The sequence below is a fragment of the Pelagicoccus mobilis genome, assembly GCF_016595505.1.
Classification (GTDB): Bacteria; Verrucomicrobiota; Verrucomicrobiia; order Opitutales; family Opitutaceae; genus Pelagicoccus; species Pelagicoccus mobilis.
The window spans coordinates 1-14166 of sequence record NZ_JAENIL010000095.1 but is presented as its reverse complement, the minus strand read 5'-3'; the positions used below and the strand labels follow the sequence as shown (position 1 = coordinate 14166).

The following is a 14166-nucleotide window of genomic DNA, read 5'->3' as shown; positions in this document are numbered from 1 at the left end:
GCGGAGCGAGAACGCCCGTGTTATCGAGTGGCTTGCTGCTGAATGTTCGGATGATGTCGTCATCGCCCTGCCCCTGAGCACCGTCACTGAGCTTGTTTGAGCTGACGTCGAGCTCCACAAGATTCTTCAAATTCGACAAGGCAGTCAGGTTATCGATCTGATTGTGGCTCAAGTCGAGGTGAGTCAGCTTATCGAGACTCCACAGATTGCCGATGTACCAGATCTTATTGAAGGACAGATCGAGGCGAGCCAAGTTACGGGCCCACTCGAGACCTGTGATGTCCTCGATTTGAAGACCAGAGGCATCCAGCTCCGTCAGGCGGTCAAGATCCACCGTTGAGAGAACGCCGGTCGGCTTGCCGAGAGCATCACGAATAGCCTGCTCCAAAGCGGCGCTCGGGAACTCCGTCGCGACTTGGTTCAAGGAACCAGAGGATATTGGAGTATAAAAGTGGCCGTCGTTGGCATCACCCACGAACAATGATTTCGCCCAGAGTGAAACATCCAAATCGTCACCCCAACCGGACAAGCCAGACGAACCGTTCGTGTCGATCCCAACCGCATAGGTAAAGCTTTCGTTCGCAGCATCCCAAGTGAAAGTGCCGCGCTCCATGCCCACTCTCTCGGGCACGTCATCGTTAGCGAAAATGTCAACGATGTGGTAGTAGGTTCCGCTGTCCAGGAAGACATAGGCTTCTGAACTGCCATGCTCGCCGTAGCCGAAGTGCCACGCTCCCTGCACATCACCATCTGACGCATTCACACGGGTAAGAACTGTGCTCTCCCCTCCGTCGTTAAAGGTCAGCGAGTCGCCATTTATTGAAAAAGTAGAGCTTTCGCCAATGTTTGAAAGGCCTACGCTCCCGTTGCCATCCAGCAACGCAGTGGCAGAAAAGCTCCCACTGACCTCATTCCATTCGTAAGTACCGACTTCGATACCGTCAGGATCAGAACCGCTATTAAGCGCATCCTCAGCATGTATGTACTTCCCTTCTTCGAAAAAGAGGATCACCCCCGAACCACTGTTAGGCGGAGTTCCGAAAGACCATGCTCCAATCAGCGGAGACATCTCCACCGAAATCACAAAGTCCGTCTCGCGGCTGAAAGCGACCTGTCCGTCGACCTCGAATCCATCGTCCCCAGAAATCGACTTCAATGTGGAGTATCTCAGATAGCTGATAAAGTCCAATCCAGCATCAAAGAATCCCGCCGGATGGGTTTTGCTGCGAACATCTCCAGCAAGCGTTTCCTCAATCGCTTCGGTATCTGTGGCATCCTCCAAGTAGCGGAGCCCGATCTCACCGCTGTTCGTAACGCCAGTCCCCGCCTCGCTGAAAGAGAAGGTAATTGAATCCTGGGCACGAACTGACTGTAGATGCAAATAGTCGTCTCCTGTTAAGTAAGGCGTATTCGGATACGTTTCGCCGCCAAAACTGAATTCTTGCACCGAGGTACCTTTAACCCCTCCACGCACCACAGCCAGAAACGCTGCATCATTGGGAAACTCCGCATCGAGCTCAGCTTTTGAACCAAAGCTCTTCTTGTATTCGAAACCGTTCTCGAAATCGCGCTCAAACGAATAGAGCACCGATCCGCCTACTTCGTGCACCGAAACCATCTCGGCATCTAGATAGTCATCCAACTCCAAGAAGAACGAAACCGTCCAATTATTCGCATCGCTCGCTGTCGCCTTTGAGAATTGCGAGTGGGAAATCCTCTTGGAAACCCGCCATTGAGCAACGCCCGTTCCCTGCTCTGCTGCAACGACCCGATTCAGAGTGAAAGGGTCTTCGTCACCCGCAGTCAGCTCAAGCTCGTCTCCATCAAGCGAGAGACCGACACTACCGCCAATGTCCGACAAGCCAAACTCGCCATTGGTATCCACAATGGCGGTCGCCGTAAGGTTGCTATCGCTCCAAACGTAGGTGCCACGCTCCATCCCATCGTTGGCGAACTCATCATCGTCAGCTCCGTCTTCAGCATGAAAATAGCGTCCTCCCGAAAGGAAAACGACAACACCTGAATCGTTGGCGATCCCTGCTCCGAACTCCCAAGCACCCACCAGCGGGTCCTCATCGCTCGCTACGCCAGCGAGTCCAAACTCTTCCTCGTCGGTCACGAAATTTAGAATACCGCCGCTTACTAGAATCCGCTCGTTTTCGTCAGGATGAGAGAAACCGATCGTACCATTCGTATCCACCTTAGTGTCGAAGTCGATGGCGCCGCTATACGAATCCCACATGTAGGTTCCACGTTCCATCCCGTCCGAGTCCGGATCTTCCTCGTCCACCACGTCGGGCGTTTCCATGTCCTCTGCCATGAAGTAGGTTCCATTCTCCATGAAAACGACAACACCGGAACCTTCACCCGCAGGATCGCCAAACTGCCAGGCTCCCACGATCGCAGTCGGGGAATCCGCCGCCGCGGCTCGGAACGGAACTACGTTATAGGCATTTCGCGCCGCAATACCGGCCACTCCAAACCCATTGTCTCCACTGACATTGTTGATGTGATAGAATCCGACGAACGCGTCATAGTGGCGTCCCGCAACAAGCGTATCTCCCGGAATCACCTGAGAAGTGGCAGAGGAAGACAAATCCTCTTCGAGCACAATGTTCCCCTCGCCTTGCGTTTCCTCGATCTCGACGATAACTAAATCCACACCGTCACCAGCAGCTCCAAAGCCCAATTCGAAATCAGCCGCAGCATCCATGTGTTGGAGGTCCGAATACACTCTGCCCGTCAGGTAAGGCACCTTTGGGTACTTCCTTGGACCGATAGCGATCGTTTGAGTCAACGCCCCGAGCGTTCCCCCACTCAAATTGAGCGTGTACGTCGTGTTATCCGGGAAGACCGCGTTCATCGCTGCTTCCGAATCAAAGTCCTGCTCCAGAATCCACTCACCATCTTCGTAAGTGAGAGCAACCGCCCCCTGCAAACCGCCACCGCTCACCGTTGCTGAGGTGGCATCACCTTCGGCTTCCGTCTCTACCCAAATCTCAACCTCGAACTGGTCCGGAGTCGCAGAAAACTGGTCCAAAGGCTGGCTTCCCCCCAAACTCTTTACGATCCCCCATTCAGTGACAGCGGCCTGCATACTGCCAGCCAGCACTCCCATGAGAGAAATTGATGTTACTAAGCATCGAGCTAAGAATCGTTTCATATAGTGAGACAAGTGTGAGAAAATTTGCTGCCGAAGTAGCTTCCGCCCAAGGATTTCGGCAAGTATGCCCATTCCTTAAGCAGAAGATTAGCAAACCCAAACCTAGGGCTGTCCCTAGTTGCAAACCACGAGTTTTTCCAATTCCGAATTTAGCAAAAATATAACAACCACACAGGGAGTAGCCTCTATACCTATCCGAATGACTGCGTAGTCATTCCCTGTCTTCTCGAGGTTAGAGCCCTAGCCCCCATCTCCACCAGCCTGCGACTTACTCAGATTTCTCCTCAACGCACTTCGCGCCGCCCGATCGAGCAAAGAAAAGACAAGGTCATCACGTGACTTCTCAATCGAAGGCATATGCCCGGAGAGTTTTACAACCTCCATCTCATTACGATCCCAAACGTCGTAAAATTCTCGATACAAGTCCGCTTGAGAAAGAAGAACCCCTGATTTCGAACAGAATCGCACCGCTTCCAGCTTTTCCCGTCTCGCAGGCAAATTCGCAATCGTTTGCGAATCCGTAAAGAGAACAACCCTCCCAGCGCCTCTGGGCAAATTCCCGAGAGCCCAAAGCAGCGTTTCCAATTCAAGCCGCGAGGAGGAGGTTTCCTCGAAACGCTTAAGTTTAATATCTTCAGCGATTCTCTCCAAGGATCGCGAATCGCCTTCCTCTAAAACCAAAGCCGCTCCGTATCCAACTTTCGTAGACGGATCCGCGCTGCAATCAGTGAACACTTGGAGGCACATCCCGCTAAGCCAACAGCGAGACGCCCCTCCCCGCAATCGAATTTCCGAACTTTAAAGTTCAGAACCACCTTGGCAGGATGTCGCGAATCCTTGCGGTAGCGTCCGTTGTCCCCAACGGACACAACCCCTCTTCCACTGGAATTGATAACGAACCAAATTTAAATCCTCAACACCTCATGCATGCGATTAAGCCAAACGACTCAGAGCCGAATCGATTCGCACCTTAGCGGTCTGCTGATTGGTCCAAGCCACGGGCAACTTCGAGAATTCGCCTCGAGCAGCCAAAAGCATCCCTAGAATCATTCCGCGAGCGGAATTGTCTCCGCCGGCCAATGCATTCTGCTCCAACAAGCGAACCGGATCATCACCATAACTCAACGCAAGCCAAACCGTTAACGGGAAGCCCTTGCTCGTTGAGCAGCTTTGGCCAAGCGAAGTCGCAACTGCGTTGAGCTCTCCTCCGATTGCCGAGCGAGCAGCAGAAACGTATTCAGAAAGATCGACACTGTAAGTCCCCTCCTCGATGGCTGCCTCAAAGGCCTCCTCATACCCAGCCCCCCTTCGCAACGCCGCGATCGCTCGGACAAAGAACTCCGCAGCATCAGCCACCGCAGTATCCCCATGCGTAACGCCCACGATCGAGCGAGCCGCAGAAACCTGCTCCTCCAGCGGAGATCTTGCGATCAATGCGAACAAAGGAGCAATTCGAGAGACGCCTGCCAAATCTTCACTTCCAGACGGCTCACGCTTGCCCTGCTTCAAATTCTCCAGCGTATCCCGAGCCGCTCCATCCAGATAGGACTGTGGATCAGAAGCCCAGTACGCGGCGAAATCTTCCGCCCAGAAATCGACGGACCATTCACCACGTTTCGCCAATGATTCGAGCAATGCCAAGGACTGGTCACCGTGGTGCGTAAAGTCCCCCGCACTCTTCCCCGGGTGGTACTTGGATCGCGGAGCATCGAGATCCGACAGCCCTTCTGGGTACAGTTTCCCGATTTCCTCCAGATCGTAGATCCAGTGAGCTCCGAGAGAAAAAGTATCCGCCGCAAAAGCGGCACGGATGACATCATTGGCAAACGCGACATCGTCCGATGGGGCGACTTCCTTAGAAATTGAATGAGTAGGCATGCCCCCCTTCTACGAGCGAAGGGGACATCCTCTCTCAACCAAAATGATTTTTCTCGAAACAGGACCGCCCAGAGTCCCTCAAGTCCCTTCCTTCAACCAGGCCCGAGCCAGCTCGATATCGGCAATGTCGAAGTACTGGACATCCGCCTTGGTAAACGGCTTGCAGAAAGTGGCGAAGGCCTTTTCCCAAGCCTTGTCGCCTACCACAGCCAAGCGGAAAATCGCCCGGTAATGCTGCAAGCCAAACTTGGTATCCCCCAGTAGCCCATCCAAAGTCCAGCCGTCAAATCCCACGCAGTCGAAGAGCAGTCGAATCTGACCGAACTTCTCTACCCCTTCGTCAATGATCGCCGTAAACGTCTCGCAATCTTCCTGCGTCAGCTTGCCGCAGATGCTCACTTCTACGACCTTTCCGTCAGCCCAAGTCTGGACCTGAATATCATGTGTTTCTAAGCTCATACTTGCTCTCAATTTTGTTGGTATCCAATGCGTTCCGAGACACCGCGCCTCGCGTGGCTAAAGTATAGCCACCGCTTCCCGATTCCGCAAACGGCGACCCCAATTAGAAGCGCTCCAGCTGCTTCGTATTCGAAACGTACTTGCCCCCGACCAGCGGCTCGCTATTCCCAAGCGCTCTGGTAAATTACACCTTTCCCATGACGCAATCCATCTACGACACCGCTGCACTTGAGAAACACCTAAGCCGCAAAGGCTTCGGCGGTCGTGACCTGCGTCGCACCCACCGCTTGCTCTTTCGCGAATTTACACCGCTTGAGGATATGGGCTGGGAGAAGGAGATGCTGGAGGACTTCCAAAACGAGTTCGACACCTCCTACCTGACTCTGGTGCATCGGGCCGACTCCCAAATCGATGGAGCGACCAAGCTCCTCTTCGAAACACGGGACGGCAAGAAAATCGAAACCGTCATTCTTCGCATCGCCACCGGACGCACCAGTATCTGCGTATCCTCGCAAGTCGGCTGCACAGAGAAGTGCCGTTTTTGCTCGACCGGCGATCTCGGATTTCTACGCAACCTAACTTGTGACGAGATCCTCGACCAGGTCATGCAAGCCGGTCGAATCATAGCCGCAGAAGGTCGTAGGCTCCGCAACATCGTCTTCATGGGCATGGGAGAACCGCTTCGCAATTACAAGAATCTCGTCGCCTCGGTAAAACTCCTCGTCACCCAGAATGTTTTCGACATCAACCCGAAGCGGATCACCGTATCCACTTCAGGAATACCCGATCCGTTTGTAGATTTCGCAAGAGAATTTCCGCAAGTCAGTTTAGCCTTAAGCTTGCACGGTTCGAACGACGAAGCACGCAGCTCCATCATGCCGATCAACAATCGCTACCCGATGGCTCGTATCCGATCGATGCTTGAAGAGCTTCAAGAGATTCGCGGAACCGGCCTCATGATCGAGTATATCATGTTCAAGGGAATCAACGACAGCCTCGAGGATGCAGAAGAGCTGAAACAATTCCTCAACGGATTGATGACTCACGTGAATCTCATCCCTTACAATCCAGACTACTCGCTCGACAAGTCCTTCGAACCCTCTTCTGAGGAAGCAGTCGACGCCTTCAAGCAACACCTCCAAGACGCAGGGCATCAGGTCACCCGACGCTTCTCGCTCGGCCAAGACATCGCCGCCGCCTGCGGCCAATTGGCCAACAAGGAGTAAGGCATTCCCCAACTGTAGAGCGGGGCGTTGACCCGCCACGTATTGTCGTCTCAGCGCGGCGACTTACAACAGGAGGGCAACGCTCCGTCGTTGCCTTCACGCCTCTTAGATTGGCAATGACAGTACCGAGGAACGCATGTGACGACACTCGAGCGCAGCGAAGACACATTGCCCTCCGCTAAAAAAGCGTGGGCCGTTTCTGCCCACGCTTTCGTAAAGATATTTCGGATACACTAGCTTCGTTTAGTCACAACGACTTCGAAATAGTCTCCGGGCACAACCATTGTGCCATCGTCGGCAACATTGAAACGATCTATCAGCGCGATCAAATCCGCTGCGAGCGCATCCTGTTGCTCGGTATCCAAGGCAGCAAAGGCCTTCTGGAGCGGGCCATAAATCTCGCGCCATACCTCGAGCCAATGCTGAGCCGACTTGTAACGCCAAACGTACGTTTGCTTCTGAATCGCGATCGATTCCGCTTCATCGGCAAAGAACTCGTCGAGTCGCTCCTTGGTTCCCCACAAAGCTGGCGATTTGAGGCCGGCTGGTGGAGCGAGGTGCTTACCGATGGTCTTGAAGAGTTGCCCAATGAATCCCTCAGGTGTCCAGTTCGCCAAGCCGATCTTTCCTCCTGGACGAACGACTCTCATGAGCTCGGCCGCCGCAGCGTCTTGATTCGGTGTAAACATTACGCCAAAGCTCGAAGTCACGTTGTCGTAGCTATTATCCGCAAACGGAAGATTTTCCGCATCGGCTTCGACAAACTCCATGGCGAGCCCGTCGACTTCGGCCCGCTGGCGACCGCGCTCGAGGAGAGCTGGCACGTAGTCTGAAGAAGTTACTTTGGCGTAACGGCGGGCGGCGGCGAGAGATACGTTTCCGTTGCCCGCAGCGACATCGAGAAGAGTCTGGTTCGAGCGGATATCGAGGGCTTCGCAGAGACGTTCACCAACGATCTGGAGCGTCACGCCGACGACCGAGTAGTCCCCGGATCCCCAGGCGATGTTTTGCTTGGCCTTGATGGCCGCGTAGTCAGGAGTGATTGATGATGGAGCAGTAGTAGTGGATGTAGACATTTTGGATTTCCTCTTTGAGGGTTAAGTTGGATGCCGAACCGGAATTGGTTTCGACCCTCACACTCTAGCGGAAAATCGATTTCTAAGCTTGTAGCTCACTTGGAGAGTACCTGCAGAAGATCTGCAGAATCCTTGACCTCCTGCAGAAGCGGCCGCTTTCTCGGCTAATATGCTGTATAAGTTCGAAAACTTCGAGCTCGATACCACTCGGGTCGAGCTTCGACAGAACGGCTCGGCAATCCCGCTCGAACCCCAAGTCTTCACCCTGCTGGCTCTCCTTGTTACCCATAGCAAACGCATGGTCTCCAAGGACGAAATCCACGACGAGGTGTGGAAGGGCCGTATCGTGTCGGAAGCCGCCCTGAGCAGCCGCATTCGAACAGCACGCCAAGCGATCGGCGACGATGGCAAATCACAACGTCTCATTCGCACAGTCCATTCAAACGGATTCCGGTTCGTCGGCGAGGTCTCCACTTCTGACACAACAGAGACAGCCGCACCAACTGAGGAAGTGAACGAGCCTGGCATGAGCAGTCCAACGGTTGCGATCTTCCCCTTCCTCAACCTCTCAGGCGATCCGAGCCAGGAGTATTTCTCCGACGCGATCACTGGCGATCTGATTGCCACCCTCTCCAAGCATCGTTGGCTCAGTATCACAGCTAGAAATACAACCTTCGGATTTAAAGGCAGCGAAAAGCCGACGGTAGAGCTCGCCCGCGAACTCGGAGTAAGCTACATCGTAGAAGGAAGCGTTCAACGATCCGGAAACCGGATACGCGTAAGCGTGCAACTGATCGATACAGTTTCCGGCGTTCAACGCTGGGCTGACCGCTACGACCGTGAGATCGAAGACCTCTTCGCTCTACAAGACGAAATCACCGAACGCATCGCCGCTCGCCTTGAACCTGAAATCGGATTCGCGGAGCGTCAGAAGGTGGCCAAGACAAAGCGCCTGCATCTCGGAGCGTGGGAGAATTTTCACCTCGGAGTCTGGCACTTCTTCCGATTCACAGCTGAGGACAATATGGAAGCACAACGCCTGCTTCAGCTCAGTCGCGAACAAGACCCGAATTTCGGCGAAGCGCACGCTTGGTGGGCCTACGCAGTAATCCTCGGTATGGTCTATTGGGATACGAGCCCATCACGCGATCTGCTCGACCAAGCATTAGACGCCACAAAAACGGCACTTAAGGAGGACGATAAGAACGCAGTCTTTTACGCTCTCAAAGCCCGCGTTCAGCTCGCTCGACAAGAATACCGCAGCGCGATCATCGAGAACCATCAAGCTATCGAGCTCAACTCAACCTTCGCCGCCGCCCATTGCGGACTCGCTGACTCGCTCGCCTACGAGGGGCAATACGACGAGGCGATCAAAGGATTCGAAACCGCTCTCGAACTCAGTCCCAACGACCCACAGCGCTGGGCGTTCCTGACCTATGGGGCCTTGGCTCTCATTTTCAAAGGCGACTACGAAGAAGCGCTCGCATGGACCGAAAGAGCAGAAGTCATTCCCAATTGCCAATACTGGACCACCGCCCACCAAGCGGTCGCTCTCGCCTATCTTGGGCGTGAGAAGGAAACTCAAGCTGCTGTAACACGGCTCCTCAAAGCGGTCCCCCACTTCAGTCTGAGCTTCGCCGAAGAAAAGCTCTTTTACCTCAAGGACGAAACACAACTCGCGACCTACCTGACAGGGCTCAAAAAAGCTGGAATAAAGTAGGGAGCACCTGGGTGCTCGTCGCCACCTATTTCGAACGCGTAGCACCGTTGCGTTCGAGGAGCGCTACCATTTCGGGAATCCCTCGCCTCTCCGCTTCATCAAGCGGCGTTCGATCAAATACATTCGGCGTATCCAAATTCTGTGCCCCATTCCCAATCAACCACTCGAGCATCTTAGCATTTCCAAAGCGAACGGCTCCGTGTAGAGCGGCATCACATTGTCCCTCCCTCTCCGCTCCGAGATGATCAGCGATCTTCTCAGCCAGCGGAATGCTGCCACCAATCGCGGCATGGAAAAGCAAGCCGATCCCGTGCGGTCCACGTAGTCGAGCAGTCGCCGGATTCGCATCGATCTGAGCGATTACAACTTCCGCTTTACCCAACATCGCATAACTCAGCGAGTTGGCACGAGCCCCACGCCCAATCAAGTAATCAACAATATCTTGCCGGCCCATATGGCTGGCACCTTCCAATGCGGTTTCCCAGTCCCCCTTACCCCAATCCCAGCTCGCGTTCAGCAACTGGGGGTCCTTCTCCAACATTTCTTTGACTGTATCCAAATTTCGGTGCCCTGCTTCGACGAAGCGCTTAACCAGACTCAAGGATTGTCGCGGACGTTTAGGATTGTCTTTGGGTGCAGCGACTTCATCCGCGGCAAACAGCTTTGGGCTAACAGCGATTCCGCAGGCGGCCGCGGCACAGGAGAAGAGACGTCTTCTTGATATTGGCATAGTTGGATCAGGTTAAGGATTAGAATCAAAGAGCTGGGCGAAGAAGCGGACGGTTGCTGATTCCAAAAACGTTCCCATCCGGATCCGTTCCCTTACACAACCGAAGGTCTCCGAAAAGAGCGACAGAGCCTACTTTAACGCCTCGCGCGATTAGCTCCTTTCGCGTCAACTCCACATCCTCGCAGAAAAAACCGATTTCAACGGGCACTCGCTTGCCCTCATGCTTCGGGCGGGCTCCAGCGTGAAGAGAGAGTATTATCCCTCCGACATCGAGCTGCGTAAAGCTGGGATCGTCGTCTACAATCGGGAATCCCAGAATCTCATGGTAGAAATTCCTGAGTGTATCCAAATTGTTGGTGAAGATCATGTAGCCTCTTATCTGCAGAATGCTTGGCAGTGGCCCCTCTTTACGCAGGTTCCCATTCCCCCCTAGGAAATTAGGGACACGCTTGAGCCTTCTCGCCTCGCCTGGCGTTAACCAGGTCGCTTGCTTGAAGGCCCGAGAGAAGGTTTGTTGAGATTCGAACTGATAGTCTAAGGCGATATCCAAAATCCGCCGTTTACTGCTCACCAACTCTTCGGCCGCGGCATTTAGACGCAAACGTCGAAGAAAAAGCGCTACCGTCACATTCGTCGCCTCCAGAAAGCGACGTTGTAAAGTCGACTTGGAAAAACCGGATGCCTTCGCGATTTCTTCTATCGAAATCGCTTCCTTGAGGTTCCGCTCCATGAAGGAAACCGCTCTACCAATTGACTGATTCTTTCCCATCGGCTTTTGCTGCTGATCACTCTAAACGTTTTCAAAGAAGCAAGTTTTGCATTTTTTGCCAATTTTACCTGAATTGAGAAACAGACCGATCAAGGCATCCAACTACACTCCCCTGTTACCATGAACCCAATCTACGACTCTATCGGGCACGGCTACACAGCTACTCGCGCTGCAGACTCAAGAATAAGCCATCGTCTAGAGCACCTTCTCGCTCTCGAGCCTGGAGCACACCTCCTCGACATAGGAGCTGGCACTGGAAACTACAGCTGCGAACTGGCGAAGGCAGGTTATGAGGTCACAGCACTAGAGCCTTCCGAAATCATGAGGGAACAGGGCAAGCAACATCCGAAGCTATCATGGGAATCCGGATACGCTGAGAAATTGCCCTTCGACGACAACAGCTTCGACGGGGTAATGATGACACTGTGCATGCATCATTTCTCCGATTGGAAACAAGCGCTTAGGGAAGCGATTCGGGTTACAGCCAAAGGGCCGATCGTTATATTGAGCTTCGATGCAGAAAGCCCTCCCCCTTTTTGGCTGATCGATTACTTTCCTTCGTTCCTTGAGAACGACAAAGAGCAGTTCCCTAAGCTTAGCGAAATGGCGGTATTCATTGAAGAGGAACTCAGTCGAGACTTGGAAATTCAAGCATTCCCCCTCCCGCGTGACCTAAAGGATCATTTCCTCGCCGCCGGATGGTCCCGCCCTGAAATCTATTTGGATCCCGCTTATAGAGCGGGGATTTCCTCTTTCTCCATAACGGAGCAGTCCCAAGTAGAGCGTGGGCTAAAGGAACTAGAGGCCGATCTATCGTCGGGCGAGTGGGTTCGCCGCTATGGCTCGATCCTGGAAACAACCGAGCTGGATGTGGGCTACGTTTTCTTGAGAATTCGATGACTTCATCTGAGATTCCATTGTACGAGCAAACTCAACGTCCGACTCCATTGACTCGCAGAGCTTTAGGGGAAGCCTTTGCGTAACACCCTAAATTTGATTTCTATGAAGGCCCTTCGTTACTCATCCCTCATTCTTGTTTTTCTTAATACGTTCCTGCTCTCCGCAATCGAGCTCTCGCTCAACCACGAGTCAGGCCTCTACGAAAAAGGTGAGACGATCCGTGTTTCCGCCAAAGTCGCGGATTCTGCAGATAGCAGCCCATTCCAACTCAAAGTCCTCAAGAACCACGATACCGTTTACTTGGAGAAGGAGATAGCAATCGAAGACGAAACCGAAGTCATCTTCGAGGAAGCATTCGACGAGACCTGCTCAATCATCGTAGAACTAAGCAGAGGTGACCACAAAGATGTGATCGGTACGATTGTCGCCCCAAAAGACATTGTGCCCGGTTCCAAACGTCCCCGCGATTTCGATACGTTTTGGAAGAAGCGAAAGAAGCTTGTTAAGTCGATGCCCTTCGAGACTGAGAAAACGGCAATAGAGCTCAACGATTCCGACACTGGCTACGAAGCCTTCGACATCGAAATCAACTCCCCTGGCCCCCGCCCCGCTCGAGGCATTCTAGCGAAACCAATTGACGCAGAAAAAGGTTCGCTCCCGATTGTAATCACACTCCGTGCAGCTGGAGTAAAAGGCATCTGGTGCCGCTCGGACCTCAAGAACAGCCTCGAGCAAGCCAAACGTGGCGGCGGTGCTCTCAGCTTCGACATGAACGCTCACGGTATGCTCAATCACCAAGAAGAGGCTTACTATGAAGAGCTAGAGAACGGCCCCTTGAAAGAGTACTTCAACCACGGAGTTGAGGACAAAAACGAGTACTATTTTGGATACATGTATCTGCGCATGCTCCGGGCCATCGAGTACCTGACCCAACAGCCTGAGTGGGATGGAGAGCGAATCCTGGTAGTTGGTGAGAGCCAAGGAGGCGGACAATCCCTCGCGGCGGCAGGACTCGACCCAAGAGTGACCGCAGCAGTCGTGACTGTGCCGGCAATGTGCGACTGGGGAGCTCCTTTGATTGGACATAAGGGAGGCTGGCCACTGCCCCTAGAGACTCACGGCAAAGATAACAAAAAGGTTCTCAAAACCACCCCCTACTTCGATGCTGCACATCTCCTAAAAGGCTCGAAGGCGACGATCGTGTGCGAGGTGGGCCTGACCGACCAAATCTGCAGCTCCACCTCCATCTATGCCGCCCTCAATCAGGTCGACGGAGAGGTCATCGTATATCCAGTCAGCTACCGAAATCACTTTTGGCCCGAGGGAGCTGATAGAAAGCATTGGGACGCGACCACCTTCGCAGCCAAACAGGCCTTCATTGACGACTACCTGAAATGAGCTAGTATCCGCAGGATGGATAAGCTCGCAAAAAAAGTCGTCCTGATAACAGGAGCTAGCCGAGGCATTGGAAAAGCAATTTCCGTTCACCTAGCTGACAAAGGAGCAACTCTTGCACTTACTTCTCGAAATCAAGCAAATCTAGATGAGCTGCAAGCCGAACTCACCGACTGCGGAGTATCGGTCAAAACCTACGCCGCGGATGTCACTGATTTTCAAGAAGCCAAATCTATCGTCAAAGACTGCGAATCAACCCTCGGCCCGATTGATGTCCTGATCAACAACGCCGGTATTTCGGGACCCAACGGAAATGTTCTGGAGCAAGATTTTGAGGAGCTTTGGAAAACGATGGAAGTCAATGTCCGTGGACCAATGGCTTACATGCAGGCGGCTCTTCCCTCGATGCTGAGGCGGAACGCTGGTATTGTGATCAACATGGGCAGTTACTCGAGCGTACATCCCTTCCCTGGAGCTGCCACCTACTCAGCAAGCAAGGCCGCCCTCGCTCGCTACACCGACTCCGTACAAGCGACTCTCAAAGGCAGTTCTGTCCAGATATTCACCGTAAGCCCTGGTCTTGTGGAAACCGACATGACCAAAGATGCCCCATTCGTGAAAGACATTCCCAAGGAGTTCTGGAGCCCAATCGAAGCCATCAGCCGACTCGTGGAAAAACTCGCTGGAGGAAAATACGCCTCTCTTAAAGGCCGCTTTATTCACGTAAAAGATGATATCGACGAGCTAGCCCGAGAAGCGGATCGCATCAACTCCGACAACCTCTATTCGCTCACACTAAACAACCTCAAAGGTCCTGTCGGCTAAGAGATTGGTAGCGGCCGTTGTCCCT

At 53.4% G+C, this 14166-nt stretch carries 12 protein-coding genes; 5 read left to right on the top strand and 7 right to left on the bottom strand.

The window, feature by feature from the left end; translation table 11 throughout:
• The 4 genes from JIN87_RS26810 to JIN87_RS26795 form a co-directional block, all read right to left on the bottom strand.
• On the bottom strand, nt 1-3163 hold a 3163-nt coding region (locus tag JIN87_RS26810), incomplete at its 3' end, for a leucine-rich repeat domain-containing protein (protein WP_200359593.1).
• A gap of 240 nt (nt 3164-3403) precedes the next feature.
• Complete coding sequence (locus JIN87_RS26805) at nt 3404-3898, bottom strand: RNase H family protein (RefSeq protein WP_200359591.1); 495 nt, start codon at nt 3896-3898, stop codon at nt 3404-3406.
• A 198-nt stretch (nt 3899-4096) separates the two neighbouring features.
• Nucleotides 4097-5041, bottom strand: coding sequence for an ADP-ribosylglycohydrolase family protein (locus JIN87_RS26800; protein ID WP_200359589.1), 945 nt, complete (start codon nt 5039-5041; stop codon nt 4097-4099).
• A gap of 78 nt (nt 5042-5119) precedes the next feature.
• Nucleotides 5120-5500 (bottom strand): SpoIIAA family protein, encoded by a 381-nt coding sequence (locus JIN87_RS26795; RefSeq protein ID WP_200359587.1) that lies wholly within the window; start codon nt 5498-5500, stop codon nt 5120-5122.
• Nucleotides 5501-5697: 197 nt separating this feature from the next.
• Between JIN87_RS26795 and rlmN the strand changes: the two genes are divergently transcribed.
• On the top strand, nt 5698-6726 hold the full coding sequence (gene rlmN / locus JIN87_RS26790; RefSeq protein WP_200359585.1) for a dual-specificity RNA methyltransferase RlmN: 1029 nt from the start codon (nt 5698-5700) through the stop codon (nt 6724-6726).
• Between the two features lie 233 nt (nt 6727-6959).
• Here the strand turns inward: rlmN and JIN87_RS26785 are convergent, their stop codons facing one another.
• Nucleotides 6960-7802 (bottom strand): class I SAM-dependent methyltransferase, encoded by an 843-nt coding sequence (locus tag JIN87_RS26785; RefSeq protein ID WP_200359583.1) that lies wholly within the window; start codon nt 7800-7802, stop codon nt 6960-6962.
• Nucleotides 7803-7971: 169 nt separating this feature from the next.
• Here JIN87_RS26785 and JIN87_RS26780 point away from each other — a divergent pair, with 169 nt between their 5' ends.
• Nucleotides 7972-9522 carry a winged helix-turn-helix domain-containing tetratricopeptide repeat protein gene (locus tag JIN87_RS26780; RefSeq protein WP_200359580.1) on the top strand — a complete coding sequence of 517 codons (1551 nt, stop codon included), beginning with the start codon at nt 7972-7974 and terminating at the stop codon, nt 9520-9522.
• Between the two features lie 25 nt (nt 9523-9547).
• Here the strand turns inward: JIN87_RS26780 and JIN87_RS26775 are convergent, their stop codons facing one another.
• Both JIN87_RS26775 and JIN87_RS26770 read right to left on the bottom strand, forming a co-directional pair.
• Nucleotides 9548-10252: an ankyrin repeat domain-containing protein gene (locus tag JIN87_RS26775; protein WP_200359578.1), complete on the bottom strand. Its 705-nt coding sequence runs from the start codon at nt 10250-10252 to the stop codon at nt 9548-9550.
• Between the two features lie 25 nt (nt 10253-10277).
• The gene (locus JIN87_RS26770) at nt 10278-11021 is read right to left on the bottom strand and encodes a helix-turn-helix domain-containing protein (RefSeq protein WP_200359576.1); all 744 of its coding nucleotides are present in this window, start codon (nt 11019-11021) and stop codon (nt 10278-10280) included.
• 120 nt (nt 11022-11141) lie between these two features.
• Between JIN87_RS26770 and JIN87_RS26765 the strand changes: the two genes are divergently transcribed.
• From JIN87_RS26765 to JIN87_RS26755, 3 genes are all read left to right on the top strand, one after another.
• On the top strand, nt 11142-11921 hold the full coding sequence (locus JIN87_RS26765) for a class I SAM-dependent methyltransferase (protein WP_200359574.1): 780 nt from the start codon (nt 11142-11144) through the stop codon (nt 11919-11921).
• A gap of 102 nt (nt 11922-12023) precedes the next feature.
• On the top strand, nt 12024-13319 hold the full coding sequence (locus tag JIN87_RS26760) for an acetylxylan esterase (protein ID WP_200359572.1): 1296 nt from the start codon (nt 12024-12026) through the stop codon (nt 13317-13319).
• 15 nt (nt 13320-13334) lie between these two features.
• Nucleotides 13335-14141, top strand: a complete 807-nt coding sequence (locus JIN87_RS26755; RefSeq protein WP_200359570.1) for an SDR family NAD(P)-dependent oxidoreductase — start codon at nt 13335-13337, stop codon at nt 14139-14141.
• The last annotated feature ends 25 nt before the right edge of the window (nt 14142-14166 follow it).

Bases quoted from the DNA above. Each gene is read 5' to 3' on its own strand.
- rlmN (WP_200359585.1), top strand. From the start codon at position 5,698: ATGACGCAATCCATCTACGACACCGCTGCACTTGAGAAACACCTAAGC.
- JIN87_RS26755 (WP_200359570.1), top strand. From the start codon at position 13,335: ATGGATAAGCTCGCAAAAAAAGTCGTCCTGATAACAGGAGCTAGCCGA.
- JIN87_RS26775 (WP_200359578.1), bottom strand. From the start codon at position 10,252: ATGCCAATATCAAGAAGACGTCTCTTCTCCTGTGCCGCGGCCGCCTGC.
- JIN87_RS26765 (WP_200359574.1), top strand. From the start codon at position 11,142: ATGAACCCAATCTACGACTCTATCGGGCACGGCTACACAGCTACTCGC.
- JIN87_RS26795 (WP_200359587.1), bottom strand. From the start codon at position 5,500: ATGAGCTTAGAAACACATGATATTCAGGTCCAGACTTGGGCTGACGGA.
- JIN87_RS26770 (WP_200359576.1), bottom strand. From the start codon at position 11,021: ATGGGAAAGAATCAGTCAATTGGTAGAGCGGTTTCCTTCATGGAGCGG.
- JIN87_RS26800 (WP_200359589.1), bottom strand. From the start codon at position 5,041: ATGCCTACTCATTCAATTTCTAAGGAAGTCGCCCCATCGGACGATGTC.
- JIN87_RS26785 (WP_200359583.1), bottom strand. From the start codon at position 7,802: ATGTCTACATCCACTACTACTGCTCCATCATCAATCACTCCTGACTAC.
- JIN87_RS26780 (WP_200359580.1), top strand. From the start codon at position 7,972: ATGCTGTATAAGTTCGAAAACTTCGAGCTCGATACCACTCGGGTCGAG.
- JIN87_RS26760 (WP_200359572.1), top strand. From the start codon at position 12,024: ATGAAGGCCCTTCGTTACTCATCCCTCATTCTTGTTTTTCTTAATACG.